Annotated in this window: 23 protein-coding genes; 12 read left to right on the forward strand and 11 right to left on the reverse strand. The window is 55.9% G+C overall.

Features of this window, described 5'->3' with window-relative positions; genetic code table 11:
- Positions 1-83: 83 nt before the first annotated feature.
- The 4 genes from arfA to ACWPM9_RS01420 all read left to right on the forward strand — a co-directional run bounded on the left by arfA (position 84) and on the right by ACWPM9_RS01420 (position 4,839).
- On the forward strand, positions 84-1,592 hold the full coding sequence (gene arfA / locus ACWPM9_RS01405; RefSeq protein WP_484756498.1) for an arabinosylfuranosidase ArfA: 1,509 nt from the start codon (positions 84-86) through the stop codon (positions 1,590-1,592).
- 152 nt (positions 1,593-1,744) lie between these two features.
- Complete coding sequence (locus ACWPM9_RS01410) at positions 1,745-3,019, forward strand: extracellular solute-binding protein (RefSeq protein WP_484756499.1); 1,275 nt, start codon at positions 1,745-1,747, stop codon at positions 3,017-3,019.
- 96 nt (positions 3,020-3,115) lie between these two features.
- Positions 3,116-4,000, forward strand: a complete 885-nt coding sequence (locus ACWPM9_RS01415) for a carbohydrate ABC transporter permease (RefSeq protein ID WP_484756500.1) — start codon at positions 3,116-3,118, stop codon at positions 3,998-4,000.
- Entirely contained in the window at positions 3,997-4,839 is an 843-nt protein-coding gene (locus ACWPM9_RS01420) for a carbohydrate ABC transporter permease (protein WP_428188021.1), read from the forward strand. The genes ACWPM9_RS01415 and ACWPM9_RS01420 overlap by 4 nt, the downstream gene beginning before the upstream one ends.
- A 29-nt stretch (positions 4,840-4,868) precedes the next feature.
- On the opposite strand, the gene ACWPM9_RS01425 is transcribed toward ACWPM9_RS01420, so the two are convergent.
- From ACWPM9_RS01425 to ACWPM9_RS01450, 6 genes are all read right to left on the reverse strand, one after another.
- Complete coding sequence (locus ACWPM9_RS01425) at positions 4,869-5,954, reverse strand: ABC transporter ATP-binding protein (RefSeq protein ID WP_484756501.1); 1,086 nt, start codon at positions 5,952-5,954, stop codon at positions 4,869-4,871.
- Between the two features lie 170 nt (positions 5,955-6,124).
- On the reverse strand, positions 6,125-7,042 hold the full coding sequence (locus tag ACWPM9_RS01430) for an SMP-30/gluconolactonase/LRE family protein (RefSeq protein WP_484756502.1): 918 nt from the start codon (positions 7,040-7,042) through the stop codon (positions 6,125-6,127).
- Positions 7,043-7,068: 26 nt separating this feature from the next.
- Positions 7,069-8,016: an ABC transporter permease gene (locus ACWPM9_RS01435; RefSeq protein WP_428188024.1), complete on the reverse strand. Its 948-nt coding sequence runs from the start codon at positions 8,014-8,016 to the stop codon at positions 7,069-7,071.
- The gene (locus tag ACWPM9_RS01440; RefSeq protein WP_428188025.1) at positions 8,013-8,954 is read right to left on the reverse strand and encodes an ABC transporter permease; all 942 of its coding nucleotides are present in this window, start codon (positions 8,952-8,954) and stop codon (positions 8,013-8,015) included. The genes ACWPM9_RS01435 and ACWPM9_RS01440 overlap by 4 nt, the downstream gene beginning before the upstream one ends.
- Entirely contained in the window at positions 8,951-10,414 is a 1,464-nt protein-coding gene (locus ACWPM9_RS01445; RefSeq protein ID WP_484756503.1) for an ATP-binding cassette domain-containing protein, read from the reverse strand. The genes ACWPM9_RS01440 and ACWPM9_RS01445 overlap by 4 nt, the downstream gene beginning before the upstream one ends.
- A gap of 94 nt (positions 10,415-10,508) precedes the next feature.
- A complete protein-coding gene (locus tag ACWPM9_RS01450; protein ID WP_428188027.1) occupies positions 10,509-11,525 on the reverse strand; it encodes an ABC transporter substrate-binding protein in 1,017 nt (338 codons plus the stop codon).
- Positions 11,526-11,772: 247 nt separating this feature from the next.
- On the opposite strand from ACWPM9_RS01450, the gene ACWPM9_RS01455 reads away from it, so the two are divergent.
- Together ACWPM9_RS01455 and ACWPM9_RS01460 are read left to right on the forward strand one after the other, a co-directional pair.
- Entirely contained in the window at positions 11,773-13,005 is a 1,233-nt protein-coding gene (locus ACWPM9_RS01455) for a GAF domain-containing sensor histidine kinase (protein ID WP_484757566.1), read from the forward strand.
- A gap of 2 nt (positions 13,006-13,007) precedes the next feature.
- The gene (locus ACWPM9_RS01460) at positions 13,008-13,724 is read left to right on the forward strand and encodes a response regulator (protein WP_428188301.1); all 717 of its coding nucleotides are present in this window, start codon (positions 13,008-13,010) and stop codon (positions 13,722-13,724) included.
- A 31-nt stretch (positions 13,725-13,755) separates the two neighbouring features.
- Here ACWPM9_RS01460 and ACWPM9_RS01465 read toward each other — a convergent pair whose 3' ends face one another.
- A complete protein-coding gene (locus tag ACWPM9_RS01465; RefSeq protein ID WP_484756504.1) occupies positions 13,756-14,658 on the reverse strand; it encodes a GntR family transcriptional regulator in 903 nt (300 codons plus the stop codon).
- Between the two features lie 132 nt (positions 14,659-14,790).
- On the opposite strand from ACWPM9_RS01465, the gene ACWPM9_RS01470 reads away from it, so the two are divergent.
- From ACWPM9_RS01470 to ACWPM9_RS01495, 6 genes are all read left to right on the forward strand, one after another.
- A complete protein-coding gene (locus ACWPM9_RS01470) occupies positions 14,791-15,813 on the forward strand; it encodes an ABC transporter permease (protein ID WP_484756505.1) in 1,023 nt (340 codons plus the stop codon).
- A 41-nt stretch (positions 15,814-15,854) separates the two neighbouring features.
- Positions 15,855-16,799 (forward strand): substrate-binding domain-containing protein, encoded by a 945-nt coding sequence (locus tag ACWPM9_RS01475; protein ID WP_484756506.1) that lies wholly within the window; start codon positions 15,855-15,857, stop codon positions 16,797-16,799.
- Between the two features lie 71 nt (positions 16,800-16,870).
- Complete coding sequence (locus tag ACWPM9_RS01480) at positions 16,871-17,641, forward strand: ATP-binding cassette domain-containing protein (protein WP_428188032.1); 771 nt, start codon at positions 16,871-16,873, stop codon at positions 17,639-17,641.
- Complete coding sequence (locus tag ACWPM9_RS01485) at positions 17,638-18,672, forward strand: zinc-binding alcohol dehydrogenase family protein (protein ID WP_428188033.1); 1,035 nt, start codon at positions 17,638-17,640, stop codon at positions 18,670-18,672. The genes ACWPM9_RS01480 and ACWPM9_RS01485 overlap by 4 nt, the downstream gene beginning before the upstream one ends.
- 437 nt (positions 18,673-19,109) lie before the next feature.
- Positions 19,110-19,850, forward strand: a complete 741-nt coding sequence (locus tag ACWPM9_RS01490; protein ID WP_484756507.1) for a glycosyltransferase — start codon at positions 19,110-19,112, stop codon at positions 19,848-19,850.
- 96 nt (positions 19,851-19,946) lie between these two features.
- Entirely contained in the window at positions 19,947-21,233 is a 1,287-nt protein-coding gene (locus ACWPM9_RS01495) for a glycosyltransferase family 4 protein (protein ID WP_484756508.1), read from the forward strand.
- A gap of 142 nt (positions 21,234-21,375) precedes the next feature.
- Here ACWPM9_RS01495 and ACWPM9_RS01500 read toward each other — a convergent pair whose 3' ends face one another.
- The 4 genes from ACWPM9_RS01500 to ACWPM9_RS01515 form a co-directional block, all read right to left on the reverse strand.
- Positions 21,376-21,756, reverse strand: a complete 381-nt coding sequence (locus tag ACWPM9_RS01500; protein WP_484756509.1) for a hypothetical protein — start codon at positions 21,754-21,756, stop codon at positions 21,376-21,378.
- Between the two features lie 13 nt (positions 21,757-21,769).
- Positions 21,770-22,804 (reverse strand): oligosaccharide flippase family protein, encoded by a 1,035-nt coding sequence (locus ACWPM9_RS01505; RefSeq protein ID WP_484756510.1) that lies wholly within the window; start codon positions 22,802-22,804, stop codon positions 21,770-21,772.
- Positions 22,805-23,078: 274 nt separating this feature from the next.
- Complete coding sequence (locus ACWPM9_RS01510; protein WP_484756511.1) at positions 23,079-23,879, reverse strand: phosphodiesterase; 801 nt, start codon at positions 23,877-23,879, stop codon at positions 23,079-23,081.
- A gap of 70 nt (positions 23,880-23,949) precedes the next feature.
- Positions 23,950-25,245: an ABC transporter substrate-binding protein gene (locus ACWPM9_RS01515; protein WP_484756512.1), complete on the reverse strand. Its 1,296-nt coding sequence runs from the start codon at positions 25,243-25,245 to the stop codon at positions 23,950-23,952.
- Between the last annotated feature and the right edge of the window lie 9 nt (positions 25,246-25,254).

Consider the following 25,254-nt stretch of genomic DNA (forward strand, 5'->3'; position numbering starts at 1 on the left):
GACGCCGCCGCCCATGTCAGTTCTAAATACCAAAAAGACGGATATAAACCGGATAAACGGATATTAAGATCTGTGGGAGGAACATGGACGCTCGGGTCACTGCGCATGCGCGCTATTCAATTGGAGAGATCGACAAGCGGCTTTACGGCTCATTCCTGGAACATCTGGGGCGTGCCGTTTACACGGGTATTTATGAGCCTGAGCATCCGACGGCTTTGCCGAATGGTATGCGCCGCGATGTGATCGATCTTGTGCGGGAACTCGACACGCCTGTGTGCCGCTATCCCGGCGGGAACTTCGTCTCCGCCTATAATTGGGAAGACGGGATCGGCCCCAAGGAAAATCGACCCACGCGGCTGGACCTTGCCTGGCGCACCTCGGAATCCAATCAGGTCGGCGTTCACGAATTCGCCGAATGGGCCGATGCCGCCGGCACCGATATGATGCTCGCGGTCAATCTGGGTTCCCGAGGCCTCGATGAGGCCCGCAATTTTGTCGAGTATGTCAATCATCCCGGTGGTAGCCATTGGTCGGACCTACGCCGCAAGAATGGCCGTGCGGATCCCTGGGATGTGAAGCTCTGGTGCCTGGGTAACGAGATGGACGGTCCTTGGCAGGTGGGACACAAGAGTGCACACGAATACGGCCATCTCGCCAACGAGACTGCCAAGGCGTTGCGCGCATTCGATGACAAGCTTGAACTCGTTGTATGCGGCTCTTCCCATTCCGAAATGGCTACCTATCCACAATGGGAAGCCACGGTTCTGGAGGAGACCTATGACCAGGTCGACTATATCTCGCTGCACATGTATTTCGAGAATTACGAGAAAAATACGGCCGAATATCTGGCGCTTCCGGAGAAATTGGACCGCTATATTGGCACGGTCGGCGGCGTCATCGACTTCGTCAAGAGTAAGAAGCGCTCGAAGCGGGACGTCAAGATTTCCTTCGACGAGTGGAACGTCTGGTATCACGAGCGCAAGAGTGATGCGAAACGGATGAAGGAGTGGGACTGGCCGCACGCGCCGGTGCTGCTGGAGGACATCTACAATTTCGAGGACGTACTGCAGGTTGGCTGCATCCTGAATACTTTCATCCGTCGTTCAGACCGCGTCCGGATCGCCTGCATAGCACAGTTGGTGAATGTCATTGCGCCGATCATGACTGAGCCGGGTGGCGCAGCCTGGCGACAGACGATCTATCATCCGTTCCACCTTGCTTCGCGTCATGGTCGCGGCACGGCACTTCAGCTGGATGTTGACTGCAAGAGCTACACATCCGGTGTCGCCGATGACGTCTCCTATCTTGACATCGCGGGCACTCACGACGCTGACGCCGGAACGCTGACCTTTTTCGCGATCAACCGTCATGGACAGGAGCATATGGACATTGCTCTAGCAGTCGAGCGCTTCGGCACCGTCAAAAGTGTCGAGCACACGCTGATCAAGCATGACGATCTTGAGGCCCGCAACACGAAGGAAAATCCTGACAACGTCAAGCCGCATCAGACGAACGATGCTACGCTTGAAGGGAATACCGTGCGGCTATCGGTGCCGCCCTATTCCTATTCGATGATTAGAATTACACTTTAGTGAAATGTCATGCTCATGTGAATTTGTGAGCTGGCCAACGGTGGAAAAGTCAAGTTGTTGCAGCGTCTCTTGCCCAGATGAGGGGGCCGGGGCGCCGTCGGTGCAATCATCGGGTGGCTGGGAGACCACCCGTCTTCAGGGAGGAGAATGACATGCCGAATTGGTACAGATTTACGAAAGCACTCGTCGTGGCCACGGGGTTGATGACCTCCGCAGCTCATGCTCAGGAAACGGTTGTCTGGTGGGATTTCCTCGCCGGCGGTGATGGTGTGCGGATGAAGCAGATGATTGTCGATTTTAACGCGGCACATCAAGGTGAGATCAAGATAGACGCGACCACTCTTGAATGGGGAATTCCATTCTATTCGAAAGTCCAGACCTCAGCCGCCGTTGGCGAAGGTCCTGATATCATGACGTATCATGCCAGCCGCATTCCCCTGGGTGTCAAACAGGGCATCCTGCAGGAAGTGACTGCAGACGACTGGAGTACCATGGGGTTGAAGGAGGAAGATTATGCGCCAGCCACTTGGGATGCCGTCACAGTCGATGGCAAGCAGTATGCCGTCCCGCTCGATACGCATCCGATTGTTCTTTACTACAACAAGGATTTGCTCGCCAAAGCCGGCCTGCTTGACGAGAACGGAAAGCCAAAGGGCTTGGATTCGCGGGACAATTTCACAGCCACGCTGAAAGCGCTGAAGGATGCAGGCGTGAAGTTCCCTCTGGGTTCTGTGACGGCCGACGGCAATTTCATGTTCCGGACCGTCTATTCCTTGATGGGGCAGCAGGATGGTGAACTGATGACGGACGGCGAGTTCCTCGCTGGTGACAATGCCCAAAAGCTTGAGAACGCCTTGTCGGTCCTGCAGGAGTGGACCAAAGAAGGTCTGCAATCCACCTACACAGACTACCCGGCCACGGTCGCTCTTTTTACCTCGGGAGAGGCGGCCATGATGATCAACGGCGTTTGGGAAGTGCCAACGATGACGGACCTGAACAAGGAGGGAAAGCTGTTTGAATGGGGTGCGGTAGAATTGCCAGTCATCTTCGACCATCCTTCCACCTATGCCGACAGTCACGCCTTTGCGATTCCTGACAACAAGGGCAGGGATATGACGCCCGAAAAGCGCGCTGCCGTGCTGGAAATCATAAGCTGGATTTCGAAAAATTCACTGCTATGGGCCACCGCCGGCCACATCCCCGCCTACGGCCCGATTACCAATTCCGCCGAGTACAAGGCCATGGAGCCCAATGCCACCTACTCATCGCTGACAGCGAACATGATCTTCGATCCCAAGACCCCGCTCGCTGGTATCGCGGGACCGGTCTTCGATGTCATGTCGACCTATTTTGTACCGACACTCAATGGTGAAATGGACGCCTCTGAAGCCGTCGAGGAGATCAAGATCGGCTTGGACGAGCTCTGATTTTAGGTAGTATGCCCGGGTGCGAGCAATCCTGCCCGGGCGTCCTTCTGTTCAATTGACCGCCTTATTGTCACGTTTCGGGAGGTCTCGGAAAGCATGCTCAGGAACAGAGGTAGCGAGGCCCTGTTTGCATTCGTCCTTGTCGCGCCGTTTGTCGCGATATACGGACTCGTTTTCATCTATCCGGCGATCAAGCTGTTCAGCGTCAGTCTCACCGATGCGCCGCTGATCGGGGGCGGCAGTTATGTGGGGCTCGATAACTACACGCGTCTCGTCGGAGAGCGTCGATTTTCTACCGCCTTGTGGAATACGGCCTACTTCGTGTTGCTCACGGTCGTTCCAGGCACGATGATTGCCTATGCGATCGCCCTCGGCGTCGACCGCCTCACGGGGTCTCTGAAGTCAGCAATATTGGCCGTCTTCTTCCTGCCCTATATTCTGCCGGTCTCTGTCGTCTATCTCATCTGGGACTGGACCCTGAATTTTCAGTTCGGGATTGCAATGTATGTTTTCGATCTGTTGGGTATGCAACGCATTCCTGTCTTCAAGTCCACCGTCTGGTTCATGCCGGCGGTCGGCCTCGTCACGATATGGTGGACCGCCGGCTTTTCGATTCTGCTTTTTCTGGCGGGACTAAGGGCCATCCCTGCCGAGATTTACGAGGCAGCGGAACTAGACAATGCCAGACGCTGGACGATGTTCAGGCGCATAACCTGGCCATTGATGTGGCCGATCACTGCGCTCGTCCTGACCATCCAGCTAATCTCGCAGCTCAAGATTTTTGACCAGGTCTATCTTTTTTCGCAGGGTGGGCGCCCAAACGACAACCTCGTTCTCGTCTATTACATCTTCCTCAGGGCATTTCAGTCCGACCAAGGTGGGCGGGCGGCTGCGGCTGCGGTGGTGCTTTTCCTGATTGTCATCATTGTCGCGGTGATGAATTTCCAGCTCACGAGACTTTCAGGGGTGCGCAACAGATGAAAGTCCAAACCCTACGTCGCCTCAACCGCGCCGGTCTCGTCATCACCTTGCTGACTGTTCTAGCAGCCGTGATCTGGGCCTTTCCGCTCTACTGGGGCGTTGTGTCCTCATTGAAGCCGGAGGATGAGGTCGTCAGACCGTATATCGAATTATGGCCGGATACATTGACGTTCTCACACTACATCTTTGCGTTGACAGAAACCGAGATCGGGCGGTGGTACCTCAATTCCATCGTGACCGCCGTCGCTGTCACCGTGTTGACGGTCTCTTCCTCGCTTCTGTGTGGTTATGCCATCTCGCAACTGGATTTTCCGTTTCGCAAGGTCCTGTGGTGGCTGATCCTCGCGAGCTTCATGGTTCCAATGCAGACGCTGATCGTCAACCATTTCGAGCTGGTTGCCAATCTTGGTCTTATCAATAGCTGGGCCGGCATCGTGCTGCCCCAACTCATCCATCCGGTCATAATCATTGTCTACAAGCAGTTTTTTGATGGTGTGCCGAAGGATTTCCGCGAAGCAGCTGTCATGGACAACGCTTCGGAATGGCGGATTCTGACGCGTGTTTATATTCCGATGAATTGGGGTGTCACGACGGCGCTCGCCATTGTCTGCTTTATCTGGTCGTGGAACTCTTTCCTTTGGCCATTTCTGGCTGTCACCCGGACAGATATGATGACAATCACTGTCGGCATCACGCAGGTGAACGATGCTTTCGGCGTTTATTACGCGCGCGAACTGAGTGCCGCTGTTCTGGCTGGATTGCCGGTGGCAATTGCCTATCTGATCTTTCAAAGGCGCGTCACCGAGGCGATAACGCTCTCGGCGGGTATCAAGGGGTAGGGCCTTGTCCTATCATCCGCCGCATCACGTCAATGGTGCTGGTATGACCTTCCGTCGGTGTCAAAGAAGTGAATGGCATTCGGATCAAGGGCGATGTGGACACGGTCGCCGGGCCGTATCTCCGAGCCGCCGCTATCTTGGGCGATCAATTCCGATCCGTTATCAAGCGTACAATAGGCAAGCGTGCGTTCGCCCAAGCGCTCGACCACGCCGATCTTGGCCTCGGTGGTGTTTTGCTGCTGGCCGTCGCTCTGGGTGACAACGCGTACGGCTTCCGGTCGTATGCCCAATTCAAAGCGGCCCGGATTCGGTACGGGAGCGTCGATTTCGAGTTCGAAGCCGTTGCCAAAACGCACCGGCGTGCGCCCTCTTCCCAAAACCTCTACGGGCAGAAAATTCATACCCGGGCTTCCGATGAACCCGGCAACAAACCGCGAGGCGGGTTTCAGGTAGACATCCATGGGCGTGCCGATCTGTTCGATCCTGCACTGGTTCAGCACAACAATTCTGTCGGCCAGTGTCATCGCTTCGGTCTGGTCATGCGTGACGTAGATCATCGTGGCATTCATTCGTTGGTGAAGTTGCGCCAGCTCGACGCGTGTACGGACCCTTAGCGAGGCGTCGAGGTTCGAGAGGGGTTCGTCGAAAAGAAACGCCTTAGGTTCTTTGACGATCGCACGGCCGATCGCCACCCGTTGCCTTTGTCCACCGGATAGCTGGGAAGGTCTACGGGCCAGCAGTTCATCCATCTCCAGCATGCGTGCCGCATCCCTGACCCGGCTCTCGATCTCGGCTTCGGCCAGACCGATATTGCGCAACCCGAATGCCATGTTCTCCCGTACGCTCATGTGGGGGTAGAGAGCGTAGTTCTGGAACACCATGGCGACGTCGCGTTGACCCGGTGCCAAGCCTTCGCTTGGTACGCCGCCAATTTTCAAAGTTCCACTGTCGATGCTCTCCAAACCGGCTATCATGCGAAGCAGCGTGGATTTTCCTGAACCGGAAGGCCCCAGGAAAACCATCAGCTCGCCGGAATTTACGGTCAGTGAAATATCGCGGATGACGGAGACCGCCCCGAAACTCTTGGATACGTTGTCCAGACGGATTTCCGCCATCGTTGCCCTCCTCCATTCTTTTTCATCATCATTCCCGGTATGTATCGTAAGTCAAGATATGAAAACGGATTTGGTATCTGATGATCGTGTGTCAGGACAGGGGGAGAGTACCCTCAGGGGTAATGGCCGTGATCTCAATCAATGCGACCGTGTCACCACGTTCGGCAATATCAGCTCAGCGATGCCCCATTCGTGGCGAGATAGACCGAGTAAAGCGATCTGGTGGCTGTAATGAAAAGCCGGTTCTTGCGGGGGCCACCGAAGGTGAGGTTGGCGACCGTTTGCGGGACGAGGATCTTGCCCAGCAATTCACCCTCCGGTGAAAAGCAATGCACGCCATCTCCGGCGCTGGTCCAGAGGTTTCCATGGACATCCATTCTGAAGCCGTCCGGAAGCCCCTTGTCCAGGTTGCAGAAAACGCGATCATTGGTCAGCGTTGTCCCGTCCACGACATCGAAGACGCGGATGTGGCTGGGCGCGTTGATATCGTGGCTCGATGACGAATCGGCGATATAGAGCTTGCTTTCATCTGGCGAGAAGGCCAGTCCGTTGGGCTGGCCGAAATCGGTGACGACCGCGCTCAGCTCTCCGGTTTTGGGATCAAGCCTGTAGACGTTACGGGTCGCCTGTTCGGGTTCAGCCCTAAAGCCTTCATAGTCCGACAGAATGCCATAGGTTGGATCGGTAAACCACACGCTTCCGTCTGAACGCACCACAACGTCATTGGGGGAGTTGAGCTTCTTTCCTTCGAAGCTGTCTGCCAGAACCGTCAGCGAGCCGTCTATTTCCGTGCGCGTTACGCGACGGCTCCCATGTTCGCACGAGACCAGACGGCCCTCGCGGTCGCGCGTATTGCCATTGGCGAAGTTGGACTGCGAACGAAAGACGGAAACCTCTCCGTCCGGCACCCACCGCAACATGCGCTGATTCGGGATATCGCTGAAGATCAGGCAATTGAGATCTGCGAACCAGACCGGCCCCTCAGCCCATCGGCATCCGCAATACAGTTCCTCCAGCCCAGCACTCGCCACCGTCAACTGCCGAAAGCGGTCGTCGTGGATTTCATAGATGGAGGTTTGCTGTGGCATGATCTTGTCCATTGTCGTTGTAAGTTTCACCGTATCGCCTTGCGCCCGCCGGCCAGCAGGATCACGGCGATGATGATCAGTCCGGTCAGGATCAGGCGAACGCCGGCTCCAAACCCGTAGGTGTTGAGCATCGAGACCACCAGGAACATGAAGAGCGATGCGCCCCAGATACCGGGTATGTTGGAGTTACCGCCAGCCACTGCCGTTCCCCCGATGACGACAACGGCAATCGACATCAGCAGATATTCTGCACCCATGTTGAGCGCCGCACCACCGGAAAAGCTTGCCAGCAGATACCCGCTGATAGACGCCAGCACCGCGCAGGCGATATAGGTGACGAGCCGTGCGCCATCGACGGGAATGCCGGTCATGCGGGCGGCAAACATGCTTTGCCCGATTGCGGAGATCCAGCGGCCATAAATGCTTTTTTCCAGCATGACCCAGGCCGCGATTGACACCACAAGCGCCACCAGGGCAACATTGGGGATACCGAACAGGCTGGATGTCGTGAAGTCTGCCAGCATCTGCGGCGGCTTGATGCGTAGACCACGATTGGACCAAATCGCCGTCGATTGAATAATAAAGCTCATCGACAGCGTGGCAATGATGGGTGGTATGCGCAAAAGCTTGATCAGTGCGTAATTGCAAAGACCGACCACAAAGCCAACGCCGAGGGACGCCAGCAGACCGGCGATAATCATGCCGTCTGCACCATTCATCAGCTTCAGCGCGAGCGTGCCCGAAAGCGTCATGGTGGCTGGAACGGATAGATCGATATTGCCAGGCCCGAGCGTGATGACGAACATCTGTCCGACCCCGACGATCACTGAAAATGCAGCAAAGGTGAGCGCCGCGTGAGAAAGGCTCAAGGAACTCGCGCCGCCGGTGAAGAGCACCGTGATGATCCAGATGATCAACGTGGCGGCAAAGGACCAGATCCACGTTTTGGACGAGAGGATGCGAAGCGCGCTCATCGGCCCTTCTCCCGCTTTTCAAGTCGATTGAGGAAGAGACGCAAGGCCAATACCAGGATCAGGATTGCGCCCTGCGCGCCGATCTGCCAGTCCGGCGAAATGCGCATGAAGGACAGGAAGGAGCCGGCCAATGTCAGCGTCAATGCGCCGATCACGGCACCGATGGGCGAGACACGTCCGCCGACAAACTCGCCGCCGCCCAGAATGACGCCCGCAATCGACAGCAATGTGTAGCGAAGTGCGATATTGGCATCTGCAGCCGTGGTCAGTCCGACCAAAGCGATACCCGACAGGATGGCAAAGAAGCCGGCCAGCGCATAGGCACCGGCACGAAGCCCGATCACGGACCAGCCGGCCCGTTCGACCGAGCGGAAGTTGCCGCCGACACCGCGGATCAGCACGCCGAAGGATGACCGCATCACAACGAAATGGGTCACCAGCGCGATCACGACACTGGCAATAATCGCCATCGGAACGAAAGGCGGTTTCGAGGTCATGAGCCAGCGCGCCCACTCAGGGGCTGCACCGCCCGGTGATGGCAGCAGCAACACAGCAAGGCCGCCCCACACAAAGCTCATACCGAGCGTGACGACAATGGACGGCAAGTCGCGGACGAAGATCACCACACCCATGATTGCGTAGATAGCAATGGCGCCGACAAGGATCAGAATACCGAGCGTCGGCGAAGACTGGAGATATGTTGCGGCCACACAGGCAGCAAAGCTGACAAAAGCACCCATGGAAAGATCGAGATCATTGACCGACATGATCAGCATCTGCGCGATGGTCGCGAGTGCAATCGGCACGGCGAGATTGAAGAGCAGATTGAGCCCGATATAACTCATGGCACGCGGCTGCATATAAAAGACGGCTGCCAGAAGAACGGCAAGCGACAGTGCCGGGATCAGAAGCCTGACGGTGCTGGAAGACAGTTTCATGCGGCATCACTCCCGCTGAAGGATGAGGCAAGAACATTGGTTTCCGAGATCTCCTCGCCAACCAGTTCGGCGGCAATAGCGCCATCGCGAAACACATAGACGCGGTCGCACAGGCAGATCTCATCCATTTCCGTCGAATACCATATGAATGTACGGCCGGCAGCGGCTTCGGCCCGCAGGATGGCATAGACCTCTTGCTTGGTGCCCACATCGACACCTCGCATCGGATCGTCCATCAGGACAATGCTCGCGGTTGTTGCCAGAGCGCGTGCAAACAGAACTTTCTGCTGGTTCCCGCCCGATAGAGAGAGAATACGGTTTCCCATATCCGGGGTACGGATCTCTATGCGTTTTTTCCAACGTTCTCCGAGTTCACCTTCCTGGCCATGATCGATCAGTCCCCGGCTCGAGAGGCTTCCGAGCGAGCCGATGCTCAAGTTCTTGAGGATGCTCCAGAGCGGAAATGTGCCGTTGAGGCTGCGATCTCCTGCCACGAAAGCAATGCCATGGCCTTTGGATGGCAGCCAATTGCCGTTATAGGCGAGATAGAGATCCAGCAGAGCTTCGGTCTGTCCGTGCCCTCCCAGACCTGCAAATCCAATGATTTCACCGCGATGTGCCTCAAAGGCGAGACCGTCGCCCTGGCGCGGTGGCATGGAAAGAGCTGGCGCTCCACTTCTGTCGATATCCGCCCTTTGCCAGTCCTGCTCGTGCACAACGCTGCCCATGGTTTCAACGAGGGTGCGGCTGGTAAATGCGGAGGCGGGACGGTCGGTGATCACCTTACCGTCCTTCATCACGACAATTCGGTCAGAGGTGGTGAGTATCTCGCCAAGGATATGAGAGATCAGCAAGACTGAGCCGCCCTGGCTGACAAAGCGCCTGATATAAGCCATCAACTGTGCTGCGAGCCCCGCATCGAGTGAAGAGGTTGGTTCGTCGAGGATCACCAGCTTCGGTCGCGCGCTCGCGCCGGCAAAGCTGATGGCGATTTCCACCATCTGCCGCTCGGCAATGGACAGATCTTCAACCGTGTTTCCACAATCGATGCCGTGGCCCGGAAAGATCTCGCCCAGCTTTGTTTCAATGAGGGAAAGCGCCTTTGAGCGCCAGTTCCAGCCGGTCAGGTCGCTATGCATGACCCGTGCGTTTTCGGCGACGGAAAGATTGGGGCAGAGCGACAGTTCCTGAAAGACACACCGAATGCCGTTCGCACGTGCTGTGGCAATGTTATGCGTGCCGCTTTTGCCACCGAAGGTCACGGACCCTTCATGCGGAGCCAGACCGCCATTGATGACATTGACGATCGTTGATTTGCCGGCACCGTTGTGACCGACCAGACCAACGCATTCGCCGGCCACGATGACGAGATCGGCGCCGTCCAGTGCCTTGACTGCGCCGAAGGCCATCTTGACGCCGCGTGCAGCCACGACCTCTTGTTTTCCTGTCAGTTCACTCATGAAGGATCATCATCGACATTTCTGGTGGGGGCGAGATTGGAATCCGGGGCGCCATCCTCAAAGAGGCATGGCGTCCCGGTCGGGAGGTGTGGGCTTATTTCGCCGCGTCGATGACCTTTTGGGTGTCTTCGAGCGTGTAATCCACATTCGCCACGCCACCCTTCTGGGTGTTGGCGAGATTTTCCTCAAGATTGTCCTGATCGATACGCAGGAATGGAACGGTGAGGTCCTTCTTCACATCCTTGCCATCGAGGATTTGCTGGGCAACCCAGAAGGCGAGCGTCGAAACGCCGGGGGCAATCGAAACCGACATGGTCTCATAACCATTGGCGTCCTTCTGCTCTTTCCACCAACGCAGTTCGTCGTCGCGGTTGCCGAGAACGATCGTTGGGGTTGGTCGATCAGCGGCGGCAAAGGCCTGTGCTGCGCCATAACCATCACCGCCCTGGGTCACAACGCCTGCGATCTCTGGAAGGCTCGGCAGAATGCCAGCAACGGCACGCTGGGCAACATCCTGCGCCCAGTCACCATTGACCGAGCCGGCAATCTTGAACTGCGGGTACTTCTTCACACCCGCTTCGATACCCGCATGGATCTCATCATCAACCGAGACACCGGCAAGCCCGCGAATTTCCAGGAGATTACCGCCGTCGGGGATCTTCTTTGCGAGATAGTCAAGCTGGCTTTCACCCATGGCCTTGAAGTCCACCGCAATGCGCCAGGCGCAAGGTTCGGTGACGATGCCGTCGAAAGACACAACGATAATGCCCGCATCGCAGGCTTCCTTGACGGCACCGTTCAATGCTGTCGGCGAAGCCGCGTCGATAACGATCGCATCATAGCCCTGCAGGATCATGTTCTGGATCTGGGCAGCCTGCTCGGTCGCCTGATTTTCTGCGGTGGTGTATGGGTCGGCTGCGGCGACAACGCCGTCGGCAACTGCTTTCTTGGTAATTGTATCCCAGCTCGTCAGCATGGCCTGGCGCCAGGAATTACCAGCATAATTATTGGACAGAGCAATCTTCTTGCCGGAGGTGTCCGCAAGGGCCGTGACAGGCCCGGCGATGCACGCGACAGCAACAGATGCGATCAGCATCTTAGAAATAGTCATGATTTCCTCCCTAAAGCTCCCAAGAGATGCTTCCCCGATTCCGCTCCTCAACGGCTCATCCGGAGATGCTCATTCAACGAGCGTCTTGTGCTCGATTGCGAAAGGATGGAGAAGAAAACCGGGATTGTATAGGCGCATTCAAGCAACCGGTTTGCGGTCTTGCGCGCAAGATATGCGGGTTCCCGCAAGACAGTATCGAAAATGAAGCGCTTAATTGCGCAATGAAGGACTGGGAGGAGGTCCGCTCGTGCTCAATCCGGAACAGAATACACTTTTCGATCACTATCTCGGTATTTCGCGACTGCTGGCCGGCCAACTCGAGTTCCACTCGATCATTCAGGCCGTTGCAGCCGAGATCAGCCATATCATTCCGCATGACCACCTCGATGTTTGCATCAAGAGGGTGGATGGCAAGTACCACAATGCCTATGAAAGCGGTCCGGAAAGCGCCTGGAGCCTGCAGCCGCCTGCGCTTCTGTCGGGAAGTCCTATCCGTACGGTACTGACGGGTGAGGTCGATTATCTACTTACCGACAATGCCTGCACCGATCCAAGATTTCACTTCGACGGCGCCTTTTCGAGCCCGATCATTGAACTGGGCCTGAAAAGTCGCCTTCATGTGCCGCTGAAGGTGCAAGGCGATATCATCGGGGCCTTGAGCTGTTCCAGCTTCCAGTCCGCTCTTTATACCATGGAAGATATTTCGCGAGCGCGCTCGATTGCCGATCTGCTTGCGCCCTATTTTTTCGCGTTGCGGGCAGCCGAGCAAGCCAAGCAATCTGCCATCGTCGAAGCGCAGGCCAGGGCGCGTGAAGAGGGACTAAGACTCGGCGCGCTCAAGCTGACCGAGGCACTGGAGGCCGAACGCCAGCGGATCGGTATGGACCTTCACGATCAGACGCTTGCCGATCTTACAAGGCTTGCGCGCCGAATGGAGCGACTGGCCTCCCAGCCAGAAGTGCCCGGGGAGACATTGGAGCCGCTTTTCCGTACGTTGCAGCATTGCATGCACGATCTGAGACAAATCATCGAAGAGGCAAAGCCATCGGTCTTGCAGCTCTTCGGCCTCGCTGAAGCCATCGAAAATCATCTCGAACGCTCGATCGGGGAGAGCGGTCAGGCGATCACCTGGCGGCTCATCAACGAGAGCCGCGCTCAATTAGAAGGCCTGGATCAGCCTGTGACAATCGCGATCTTCCGCGTCGTTCAGGAAGCGGTCAATAATGCCATCCGTCACGGACAGCCGCAGACCATTACCGTAAAGTGCCGCAGTGAAAACGAACGCCTGATCTTTCAAGTAATCGACGACGGTGTCGGGATCGCCAATCCGAATGAACTCACAAGCCATGGCATCGACAATATGAAAACCAGAGCGCGTCTGATCTCTGCAAGTTTCGAGATCGGATGCCATCCAAAGGGCGGTGGCACAGTCGTGAGTATCACGCTGCCGCAAATCAAAATGAAAGTTCAGGAGATCTGATGATGGATGTATTGATCGTCGAAGACGACCCATTGCACCGCTCCTATCTCAACGAGGCAGTGCGTGCAGCCCTTCCCGAATGCTCAACAGTTCTCGAAGCTGAGAATGGTCGAGGGGGTGAAGTTCAGGCCCGCCAGTCGCGCTCCGTCAATGTCGTGATGGATCTGCAGATGAGCGAGAGAAACGGCATCGAGGCGGCGCGCACCATCTGGCGGGAGAGGCCTGACACCAAGATCCTGTTCTGGTCCAACTATGCCGACGAAGCCTATGTGCGCGGTGTGTCGCGTATCGTTCCGGAAGGCGCGACCTATGGCTATGTGCTGAAATCGACCTCGGATGAGCGGTTGCGGCTTGCGCTGAGAAGCGTCTTCATTGAATCCCAATGCGTTATCGACAGGGAAGTTCGCGGCATACAACAAAAGAGCCTGGGCAATGCCCATGGTTTAAGTGATGCCGAATACGAGATTCTCGTCGATCTGGCGCTGGGTCTCACAGACAAGGCGATAGCTCAGCGCAAGAAGCTGTCGCTGCGCAGTGTGCAGAACCGCCTGCAAACCCTTTATGAAAAGCTCGACGTCTATCAGCCATCAACCGAACAGACCAGCGGGTGGTACAATCTGCGCATGCGTGCGGTGACAATTGCTCTTCTGAGCAAAGTGTTGAATGCAAGTGCCCTTGAACGTGCAGAACGCGAGCTACGCGACAGTCTCAAGGATTGAGTGTCACCTAGGGGCATCGATGTTGACGATGCTAGGACAGAGCATGGATGCGCAGTGACGACAGGAGCGTCTGTTTTGACGTTGTCAGGTGATGGCGCGCGGCCTTCATCGCCGCGTCTTCACTTCGTGTCTTCAAAGCCTCTATCAAATCCAGATGCTCGCCGATGGCCGCCAGATTGCGCTCTCGCTCGTCCTTCTTGTCCCACTGGTAGTGGTAATGGAATATCAGAGTGATGACCTTCTGAAATTCGGTCACGAAGCGGTTCTTGACCACGCTTCCGATGGCGGTGTGGAACTGCTCGTCGAGCACCGAAAAGTCGTGATACCGGTCATCTATTTCTTCAGCGAGCTTTCGGTGCGCGACCTCCAGTTCAGCCAGTCGCGACCATATCTCGTGCTCATCCGGCAAAGCGAGCAAATGGGAGATCGCATTCAGCTCCATCATCATGCGAAAATCGGACAGTTCCACCGCGTAGTCACGGGTAAAGCCGACCAGTTCCCAGCCGCCTTTGGCTCGCCTGCGCACGAGCCCCATTCGACTGAGGGAGGCTAGAAATTCCTGCAGACCATGGGCCGGAACGCCAAATTTGCGGGCGAGTTCCGTGACGTTCAGCGACGTTTGCGGTGGCACGTCGAAGCGCAGGATCCAGTTGAGAAATTGATGCTCCAATTCCTCGGGCGAAATTTGCTGGAATTTGACCTCCAGCCTGTCCGTCGCTTTCGCTTCGCGCAGCAACGATTTCGACCGCCCGTCCCAATTGAGAATGCCTTCGCTTTGTAGTCTCTCGAGTGCCGCTCGAACGACGGTACGGCTCACGTCGAGATGAGCAGCAAGCGTGAGTTCCGCAGGCAGCTGATCGCCCACACTCAGGTCATCGCAGAAATCGAGGAGCTGATTATAGGCTGCGCGAAAGCGCTCATCCGTCCTCGCCATCCCGCCTTATCTCCATGAGATTCAATATTGGTATATTTATCATATTGTCGAGAATGATTAAAAACAATTGACAAGACAAGCCCGTCATTTCACGTTGCACTTAATTATTTTGCACCGTGTGGGAGGAGCCATATGTCGGTCGCAACGGATGAGACCCACACGCACGGCGCGCTGGGCAAGTTCAACGCTGACACGTTTCATCAGATTTCGGCACTGGCCACACTGGCATTGCTGATCGGAATCTTTGCGTTTGGAAATGCAGCCTTTCTGTCGGTCAATAATGGCCTGACGATTCTTCTGCAAACCTCGGTCATCGGGCTGATCAGTATCGGTATGACCATCGTGATTATCACCGGAGGGATCGATCTGAGCGTAGGCTCAGTGCTGGCCTTGTCGGGAACGGCTGCCGGCTTACTGGTCAAACTCGGCGTACCGGTGCCCCTTTCCATGCTCGCGGCCGTCGGAGTTGGCGCGCTGTGCGGGTTGATCAATGGCGTGGTAATTACGAAAATGAGGATCACGCCTTTCGTGGCCACACTCGGCATGATGATGATCGCGCGTGGAGCGGCATTGCAATTGACTGGCGCTGCACCGATTTCCCAGCTCGGCGAAGCCTTTGGTGTACTGGGCAACGGCGCCCTGTTCCGCGACGTTGAAAAACTGCCGAACGGGCTGTCAAAGGTCATTTTCCCGGGCATACCCTATCCGGCAATTCTTCTTCTGATCATTGCCATCGGCGCTGGCATTCTTCTGCGCCGACGGGCACTCGGCCGGCATATTTACGCGACTGGATCGAACGAGGAGGCAGCACTCCTGTCCGGCGTGAATGTCGATCGCACCAAGATTGCGGCCTATGTCATTTCCGGTGCTCTTGCCGGCCTTGCCGGCAATGTCCTGATGTCACGTCTCGTCACGGCCCAGCCGAATGAGGGCGTGATGTATGAACTTAACGCCATCGCTTCGGCGGTCATTGGCGGCACGTCCCTCATGGGTGGTGTCGGAGCCATCTCGGGCACCATGATCGGTGCCTTTATCATCGGGGTCTTACGCAACGGGCTCAACATGTCCGGCGTATCGGCCTTCATCCAACAGATCATCATCGGCTTTGTCGTCATCTTGGCTGTCTTTATCGACCAAATGCGCAACCGGAGGTGAGGCTTAGGCCATCTGTCGTCGTGTCTTAAAGGGAGGAAACCATGAAGACCATTATTACAGCATTGCTTGCAGCAAGTGCCATTTCGGCGATTCCAGTCACATCGGCCTTTGCCGGCGAGATTGCCGTTATCGTCAAGACAACCAACTCGAATTTCTGGCAGAACGTCAACAAGGGGGCAACGGCGGCTTTGGAGGGCCAGTCCGATTTCACCATGACCTTTGACGGTCCAGCCGCCGAGTCAGACATCGCTGATGAAGTGAACATGGTCGACAACGCCGTCAATCGTGGCGTTGCCGGCATCGTTCTCGCGCCCTCGGATCCGGACGCACTTGTCCCCGCCGTCAAGCGCGCCAACGAGGCGGGCATTCCCGTCACCATCATCGACTCAGCGCTGTCTGATGCAGGCAACGGCACGTATCAGGCCATGCTTTCGACGGACAATTGCGCCGCCGGCAAACTGGCCGCCGACGAAATGATCAAATTGACCGGCGGTGAAGGCAAAGTCGCGATCATGTCCTATGTGGCAGGCGTTGGGTCGGAAATCGGTCGCGTCGGCTGCTTCACCGACCAGATCAAGGCCGGTTCAAAGCTCGAAATCGTCGGGCCATATTACTCGAAGTCGCAGATGGCGATGGCGCTTGACCAGACCACCGACGTGCTCGCCGCCAATCCCGATCTCAAGGGCATTTTCGGTGCCAACGAACCGACAGCTGTGGGAATGGGGCGTGCTCTGAAGCAGGCAGGCAAGGCGGGTCAGGTTGCGGCCATCGGCTTTGACGGCAATGCCGACCTCCAAGACTTCGTCAAGGACGGTACGCTGAACGCCATTCTGGTTCAGGGATCCTTCCAGATGGGTGAAAAGGGCGTGAAGGCGATCATGGCACTGGCAGCAGGAAAGAGCGTCGACGCACAGATCGACACGGGTGTCGTCCTCGTGACCAAGGACAATATCGACACTGATGAGGCCAAGAACGTCCTCTACTAAAATGAGCGATGGGGCGGTCAAAGGTGATCGCCCCAACTTTTGACTTTTCAAAAACAGACCGGGACAAGACGATGAAGCCGCTGGTTGAGATGATAGATATTGAAAAGCATTTTGGCGGCATTCATGCCGTCAACGGCGTTTCCCTCACTCTTTACCCTGGCGAAGTTGTGGGTGTCCTCGGCCACAACGGTGCCGGAAAATCCTGCCTCATGCGCATGTTATCAGGCGCCATGAAACCCAGCAAAGGCAGGATCAGCGTCAGCGGTAAAGAGGCCGAATTCGCCTCGCCACAGGATGCACGCACCTTTGGCATTGAAACAATCTACCAGACGCTGGCGCTTGCCGATCACCTCGATGCGCCAGCAAACCTCTTCCTCGGTCGCGAGTTGAAGACCCGATGGGGCAATCTGGACGACAAACGTATGCTCTCCGAGGCACAAAAGGTGCTCGCGCGTCTCAATCCTAACTTTCGCAATCTTGGTGAAGCTGTGTCGCGCCTGTCTGGTGGGCAGCGCCAGGTGATTGCCATTGCGCGCGCGCTTTATTTCAATGCCAAGATACTGATCATGGACGAACCGACAGCGGCGCTCGGCCCGTCGGAATCGGCGATGGTCGCAGATCTGATCCGTCAGCTCCGCGACGAAGGAATCGGCATCTTTCTGGTCAGCCACGACATGCATGACGTATTCGATCTTTGCGACCGGGTTGTGGTGATGAACCGCGGTCACCAGGTAGGCGCTCATCGCATAGACGAAGTCACCAAGGACGACATTCTCAGTTTGATCATCAAGGGCGAATTACCAGTGGACTGGACGCCCCGCAACGCAGGACAAGTGCAATGAACCGTCACCAGGAAGTGAGCAACCGCGGCGCAACGATGCTGTGCGGTACCTGTGTGGAACCTGGGCGTTTCGAACTGCGTGAAGCCGCCATTCCACAGGAGGCACCTGACGGCTGGGCGCTGGTCGACATCTGCGCTGTCGGGATCTGCGGTACGGATTATCATATCTTCGAGGGCAAACATCCTTATCTCGCTTATCCCCGTGTTATCGGCCACGAACTGGGAGGCCGTCTGGTCTCTGATGCAGCGGGCATGTCAGCAGGCGATATCGTCGTGATCAATCCCTATATTTCATGCGGGACTTGCCGTGCCTGCCTGCGCGGCAAGCCGAATTGCTGCATGAAGATCGAAGTACTTGGCGTCCACCGCGACGGCGGCATGTGCGCACGCATCGCAGTGCCTGAGACCAATCTTTATTCTGCGCAAGGCCTGACTGACGTTCAGGCGGCGATGGTCGAGTTCCTGGCGATTGGTGCGCATGCTGTGTCGCGTTCAGGCATTACAGAAGGAGACAGAGTTCTCATCACGGGTACGGGGCCGATCGGCATTGGCACCGCACTTTTCGCTCGTCTGGCTGGCGCGCAAATTCATCTTCTCGACCTGAGCAAGGAACGCCTGCAACTGGTGGCCAGCAAATTCGGCTTTGATCGGCTGCATGATGATCCAGCCAGTCTGCTTGAAGGCGATCTCGCAGACGGCTTCGATCTCATCTTTGATGCCACTGGCACAGCGCGCGCCATAGAGGCAGGTTTTCCGCTTCTGGCACACGGGGCAACTTACGTCCTCGTCTCGGTGGTCAAGGACGACATCAGCTTCAACGATGCCGAGTTTCACAAGCGCGAGGCTCGAATCATCGGCAGTAGAAACGCGCTCAAGGGTGACTTCGAACACGTAATGGCAGCGATCCGCAGCGGCCAGATCGACACAGACAAGCTTTTGTCAACCGAACTTCCAATCTCTGATCTGCCTGATCGCTTCTCGGCGCTCGCCTCGGACCGCAGCGGGCTTATCAAAGCGATCGTCCGGCCATAGCGCCGGATATAGTTGGGATCTCAGGTTAAGATCACCGTGACATCTATAAGCAGACAATGATCGGCTGCTGATGGCAAATAGGTTGCGAACTCGGCGCAATATTCCGGTCGAGAAGATGAGATCGGGTCGTTACAGACCTTAAAGTTGAACAGTTGATACGCCTTTTTGAGTAACTCTCGCCAAATGCGACAACTATCAAGAACGCCGACAAGTCCATAGTGTTCAAATTGAAATTGAGATTGGCTGGCCTGCAGCCGATGGGGCGTAGCTACGTATAAATATGCGGTGAATTCGTTTTGTCGGGCTGTGGCATTACCGGATGCTTCCAAGGAAATTTTTAGGTCATAGACGGACTTCGGATCACAGATTGTAGCGGAGAGCGTGACGCATAATCGAGCCGGGTCCATATTCGCACTTACGAAAGGCAGGCCGATGATATGAATTTGCCTTTTGTGGTCAATGGTCGCTACGTCACGCAAAACATAACGCGTGTTCAACGGTATGCGCGCAACATCGTCAATGCGATTGACCAGTTTGACGACGCAATTGGATCAACGGTTCTACCTCCAAAATCGGTCGGCGACGCTGGTTTTCGGCGACTTAGAATAAATGAAACCGGAGTGCTCAGCGACTACGCTGGGGAGCCGATCGAACTCCCGTTTGCGACGATGGGGCAGAGACTCTTGAATCTTTGCAACGTGGTGCCGACTCGCAAAAGTGAGCGGGTTGTCTGCATCCACGACGCCAATGTCTTGTCGGCGTCCGAGAGCTATAGTCGCGGTTTTCGTACTGTATATAGTAGCCTTCATCCGTCGTTGGTTCGTCGGGCCACCAAGGTTGCAACGGGTTTCCGAGCCGCTCGCCAGCTTGCGCGATATCTGCCGATTTCCTTCTGCCAGATCGCCGTTTTGCGAAACGGTTATGAGCATGCGCTGTATTGGAACCCGACAAATCCGTCATTGACTGAGGAATTTGGGCGACCAGTTGTAAAGGCAACGGCGCGGGGCTGCCCTGTCATATCCTCAGACTGTATGGGCATGCCCGAAATTTGCGGCGATGCCGCACTGATGGCGGCACCATCCGCTCCCCCAGCAATCAATCAATCACGTCCGGGCGATGGCGCAATCAGGGGAGATGCGTGCCGAACTGATCAAGAGCAGTTCGCATTCGATGAATGAAGAACAATGGGGTCCACAGCCCGACTGCATTCAAAAAATGTGGCTGGCAGTGGAGCCGGTAATTTTATCAATGCGCATCATGATGGGGAGATCGCGATGACGGGACTGAATAGGGATGGCGGTGCTTGCGATATGCCGCGCCGCGTCGTCGTGATCAGCGACCTCTCAGAGGCGCGGGACGGCCCTTCTGTCATCGCTCTCAAGAATGCAAAGGCCTTGGCTGAAAGTGGTATCGCAGTCGCCTATTTCTGCGGTGACTCCGGTCAAAACCAAGACTTGATCGATATGGGAATTGAAATCCACCCTATTGGCGATAGCGACCTACGCAGCACTTCCATCGCCAATGCCGCTGTCAGGGGGCTTTACAATGCGGCGGCGGCCCGAAAACTCAAATCGCTCATCAAGAACCACGACACACCAGAGACGCTCTACCACGTCCACAACTGGTCCAAGATTCTATCCCCTTCGATCTTTTCGGTTTTACGGCTTGTGAAGGAACGGGTGATCTTGAGCGCTCACGATTATTTTCTCGCTTGTCCCAATGGCGGTTACTTTAATTTTCGGAAAGGTGTGCCCTGCACATTGGTTCCTCATTCCGCTTCGTGCATCTTCTCTGACTGTGATCGCCGCTCCCGCGCCGAGAAAGTCTGGCGGATTTTCAGGGATCTCGAGCGACGATTGTTTATGGACTTGTCCCGATCACCGGGCACCGTTCTGGCCGTACATGAAGGAATGGTTGGTCTGCTTACGCGTGGTGGCATTTCGAAGGATTCGATCAAGGTTTTGAGGAATGTCGTAGAGCCTTGGTCGGATGAACGGGTTGAGGCTGAAACAAACAGCGAGTTCGTGTTCGTTGGCCGACTCGAGCATGATAAGGGGGTGCTCCTGCTTGCCGAGGCAGCAAGGAACGCCAATGTTCCCGTGACATTCGTTGGCGACGGTGCACTGGCAGGCGAGATTTCTGCAATCTATCCCGGTGCCAGGCTGGTCGGTTTTAAAGATCGTCAGGGATTGAAACAGGTGGCCAGCAAGGCGCGATGCCTTGTCGTTCCAACCCGTTCGCGCGAAACTTTTTCCCTGGTTGCCTATGAGGCCATTACTTCCGGTATTCCAGTGGTAATCAGCGATTTTGCGGCGACACGGGATGATCTTCTGGCCGAGGGGGTAGGTATTGCCTGCAATCCCTATGATACCGCTGCATTGACCCAAGCCCTAACCAATCTGGCCGTCGACGATGCTAAAATAGCGAAAATGAGCTTGAGCGGCTTTCAAGGGCGCGACGGAATGTTTCTGTCTCAGGAGAAGTGGCGACAACAGCTGTTCGATCTGTATCGGGTGCAGATGCGGAAAGCCAATGCGGGCGGGCACCCGTTTGCGCGATGAGTCCAAAAAGTACTTTCAAAGATATGAGTATCCAGCCGAAGGCTCGAAGGGACGGCAACAACGGGTTGGGGCGCTAGCTGCGAGTGTTCAGAAGATTGTCCATTTGGCAAGACGGCGTTCCCATAGGAAACTGACCGTGTTTCTAAAGGCGTATGTTCTTTTTGACCATTTTCAAAGCAAGAGCTTCGCTTCCGTCCGGAGAGCCCGCAAGTTTCCATAGGGCAAGATCCGAGGCGGTGAATATGAGAATGGCGACACCGCAGGTCCAGCAGAGATGGACAAATGTGTACAGGGCGCTGTCGTGGATGCCGAATAAATTTGATGCGGCGTAGAGGAAGATAGCCATCGGTATCATGGCAACCATTGGACGCAACAGGTTTTGCAGTTGAGCCAGTATGGTGAGTCGCGTCAGCTCTTTCACCAGTATTAATGTGATGAAAAACCCCAATACTGCCGAGATTGCGTGGCCGATCAACATACCCTGCAATTGCATCGTCATGGTCAGAGCGATAATCAGTGGCACCTTCACGCAGAATTCAATCGCGAGCTTTGCGAAGGCTATCCTCGTACGGTTCAGGGCCATAGCAAGGGCCGGTAGCAGAACTGTCGGCGCATAGCCGATGAAGGCGGCGAAGGCCAACCAGGTGAGCACTTTCATTCCAATTGGGACCGAGAACAAGATGAATAATCGGGTGTGCCAGCATTGCCATCAATAAAAAGATAGTGCCCACGACCGAGAATACGCCACTTGAGGCCTTCAGATAGACCTTGCCAAGGTTTCCCCCTTGACGTGCAACGATGAACGCCGAAAACAGCGGCGGTGTAATCGGTTGAATGATGGCTTGGGCGGGAACGGAGATCAAGTTGTCAGCCCATGTGAATTGACCGAATGTGGCGGTATCGACGAAGTGCGGTAGCACTACCTTGTCAGCTTGCCAATTGATCGCCGCGAAGATCTGCCGTGCTGCATACCAGCCCAACATATCAGCGAACAGGTGCCATTGGGAGAGAGTGAAGCGAATGCGTTGCGGCGCGACAACATAAGACGCAAGCATGGCAATGGCCGTGGTTGAAATCTTGCCAACGGCAATAGCCCAGTAACTTCCGGTAGCAATAGCCAGTGCCGAAGCGATCACCAAAGAACCAATCTTGGCCATAACTTCAAGAGCCACATCGCGCCGGAAGTCCAAAGCGCGCGCATATTCCGTCAGCCTTTGACTAACCAGGCCACGCATCGCCGGAGCCAATGACAGCGCACATTGAAGCGCAATCAGTCGTGGTTCATCATACAGCAGTGACAGAGGCCACGATAAAGCGCAAAGCGTAGCGACAATTGCGACAGCGCGCAGCAACCCAATTGAGAAGGCCGTATCGTACATAGCCTCGGAGGGCAGGGGGTAATTCAGCAGTGCAGCCGACAGGGGCATTTCGGAAAATGTTTCAACGATCAGAACCGCTGTCATCGCCATAGCAACGACCCCGAACTCTTCCGGCCCCAGAAAACGCGCAAGGATAAGAAGCGAGATTAAGTCCAGCCCCTTCGTGAAGAACCTTCCTCCCGTCGTCCACATCGCTGCTCTGACAGTCCGTTCCGAGAGTGTTGGAGTTCTGTCACTGCTCACAAAAATACCTGACATCCCTGCTGACAGCAGATTTTTTATACTCGTTTCATTACATATACCTCGCTTATTGACTTAAGCTCAGTTGAAAATTCGGGAACTATTGGAAGGGTAAGCGTCGGCCCGCAACCTTGGCATGAATCCGCTCCGCAACGCTAGCGGGCCAGCGATCGGAGTTTGCAGAATGATGCAAAGTGCTTGTTGTCTGCCTCTCTAGAATTGGTACCTACGGTCCCTCACAAATCGGTGCGCGGTCTGTCCGGGATTGTCCCACTTCGACGCCATAGGCGCGGAAGCCTTGGTCATCGATCTGGATGATTCGGTAGCAAGGGTGGCCGCCGGTCCACCAGGGGGCAGGATCCTCCAGATCGGTTACAAATCGGTGTCCTGTTGCCTGGCCGGAGCTGTAGGCGATGCCTTCTGCAGTGGTGCCTGTGAGCGGGACATGGATGTGACCGAAGACGATATGCCTGACGCCGCCTTGGTGCTTGATCAGGCGTTCCATGATTGCACCTTCGTCGTGCATTCCTATGCGGTCGAAATGGGCGATACCCGGATCGATCGGCGGATGGTGGATGAAGATGGTCACAGGCTTTTTGCCAGCGCCTTCAAGTGCAGCATCCAACCATTCCAGGCGGTCGGCACCGTAGATGCCACCAATGACATTTTCCTCGTGACTGTCGAGGAACAGGAGCCTGCCAAACTCGGTGTCGAGGAAGGACTGGATATAGCCCTTGTCGTCGCGGGGCTGCTGCGGAAATGCGGCGATAAATTGCGGTCTCTTGTCGTGATTGCCCAACATCAAACGGATTTCGAATGCAATCGGAGTCAGAATATCCGCCAAAAGCTGATAGGCCTCGGGATCCCCGTAATTGCACAAGTCGCCGGTTACAACGAGCAGATCGGCATCGGCATGTTTTTCGAGAATGTCAGTCACTGCCGCACGCAGTTGCATCTCTGGGTCGACGCCGTTCACCACGATACCGGGCGGCATAAGGTGCGTGTCTGTCAGCTGGATAATCTTCATTTACAGTCTCTCTCAGCATTAATCAGCTGCGGAGCCGAAGCACCGCAGCCGTTGTTTGCACAAGCGCCGATTATTTCATCAGAGCGTTGGTCTGCTCGACCATCTGCTTGAGCCCTTCTTCAGGCGTCACTTCGCCGCGCATGACGGTCCCGATGATGTCGCGCTGGGTGCGCCAGATGCGGACGCTGTCGCCACCTGGATATCCAGCCCAAGGAAGCGAGCGATCGGCCTGGAGGGAGGCCGTCTTCACATTCGGATGGTCGACATAATAGGCCTCAAGATAGTCGGGGCCGGTCGCAAGCTTGTTGGTCGGCAGGTAGCCGGTAATGCGAACGATAACATTCTGCGCTTCTGGTCCTGTGATCCACTTCAGGTACTTCCAGGCAGCATCCTGCTTGGCCTTGTCCTGGGTCAGGATGACAGCCGAGTTTCCACCTGTCGGTACGCCACCCTTTTCCGCATTGTCGAGCGGGAAGGTTGCTGTCTTCAGCGTGAAGCGATCACCGACCAGACCTTCTATGGTTTGAACGTGAGCAGGCGTCGAGAAAATGAAGCCGGTCAGACCAGCGCCGAATTGCTGGCGTGACTGATCCCAGTCGAGCAGGGTTTGGCCACCGTCGGTTACAAATTGACGGGTAAGCTTCAAAGCATTCAAGCCGATTTCGTTATCAAAGGCGACGGTCTTGGTGGCATCGTCCACGAGCTTGCCGCCCTGTTCGAATACCAGCGCCTGCCACAGCCAGTCGTCAGGCCAGCCATTGATGTCATAGCCCATGCCGGCGATCTTCGGATCGAGCGCATGGATCTTGCTCGCGAGTTCAATCAGGCCAGCAAAGGTCTTGGGCATATTGTCCGGATCGCCGCCAGCCTTCGTCACCAGATCAGCATTGACATACATGATAGGGGAAGACGCGTTGACCGGCAGGCCGTATTGCTTGCCGTCGATCTGGCCAAGGGCGGCCATCTTCGGGCTGTAGTTCTTGTCGATAAAGGCCTGTCCACCTTCCGCTTCGATGAAGGGCGCGAGGTCGGTAATCTGTTGACGGGGTTGCAGAGTGTGAACCAGTTCGGCGGTCAGATTATAGCCAGAGAAATAGACGTCCGGTAGATTGCCGGTAACGGCGGCGCGCAGAACCTGCTGCTGGCCTTCGTTATAGCCGGCTGCCGGTGCCAGGAAGTTGATCTTCACATCAGGATTGTTCTTCATGAACTCATCGGCGAGAGGTTGATGAAATTTCGTGAAGCCCGGAAGGTTGTAAAGGACGTTGAGCGTCACTTCGTCCTGCGCAAAGGTGGGTCGAACGAGGCCGGCGAAGGCAAGACCAATGGCCAGACCGCTCACGGCAGTCCGTCTTGTGATGTTCATGTTAGTCTC

It is taken from the genome of Agrobacterium sp. H141 (assembly GCF_057158725.1).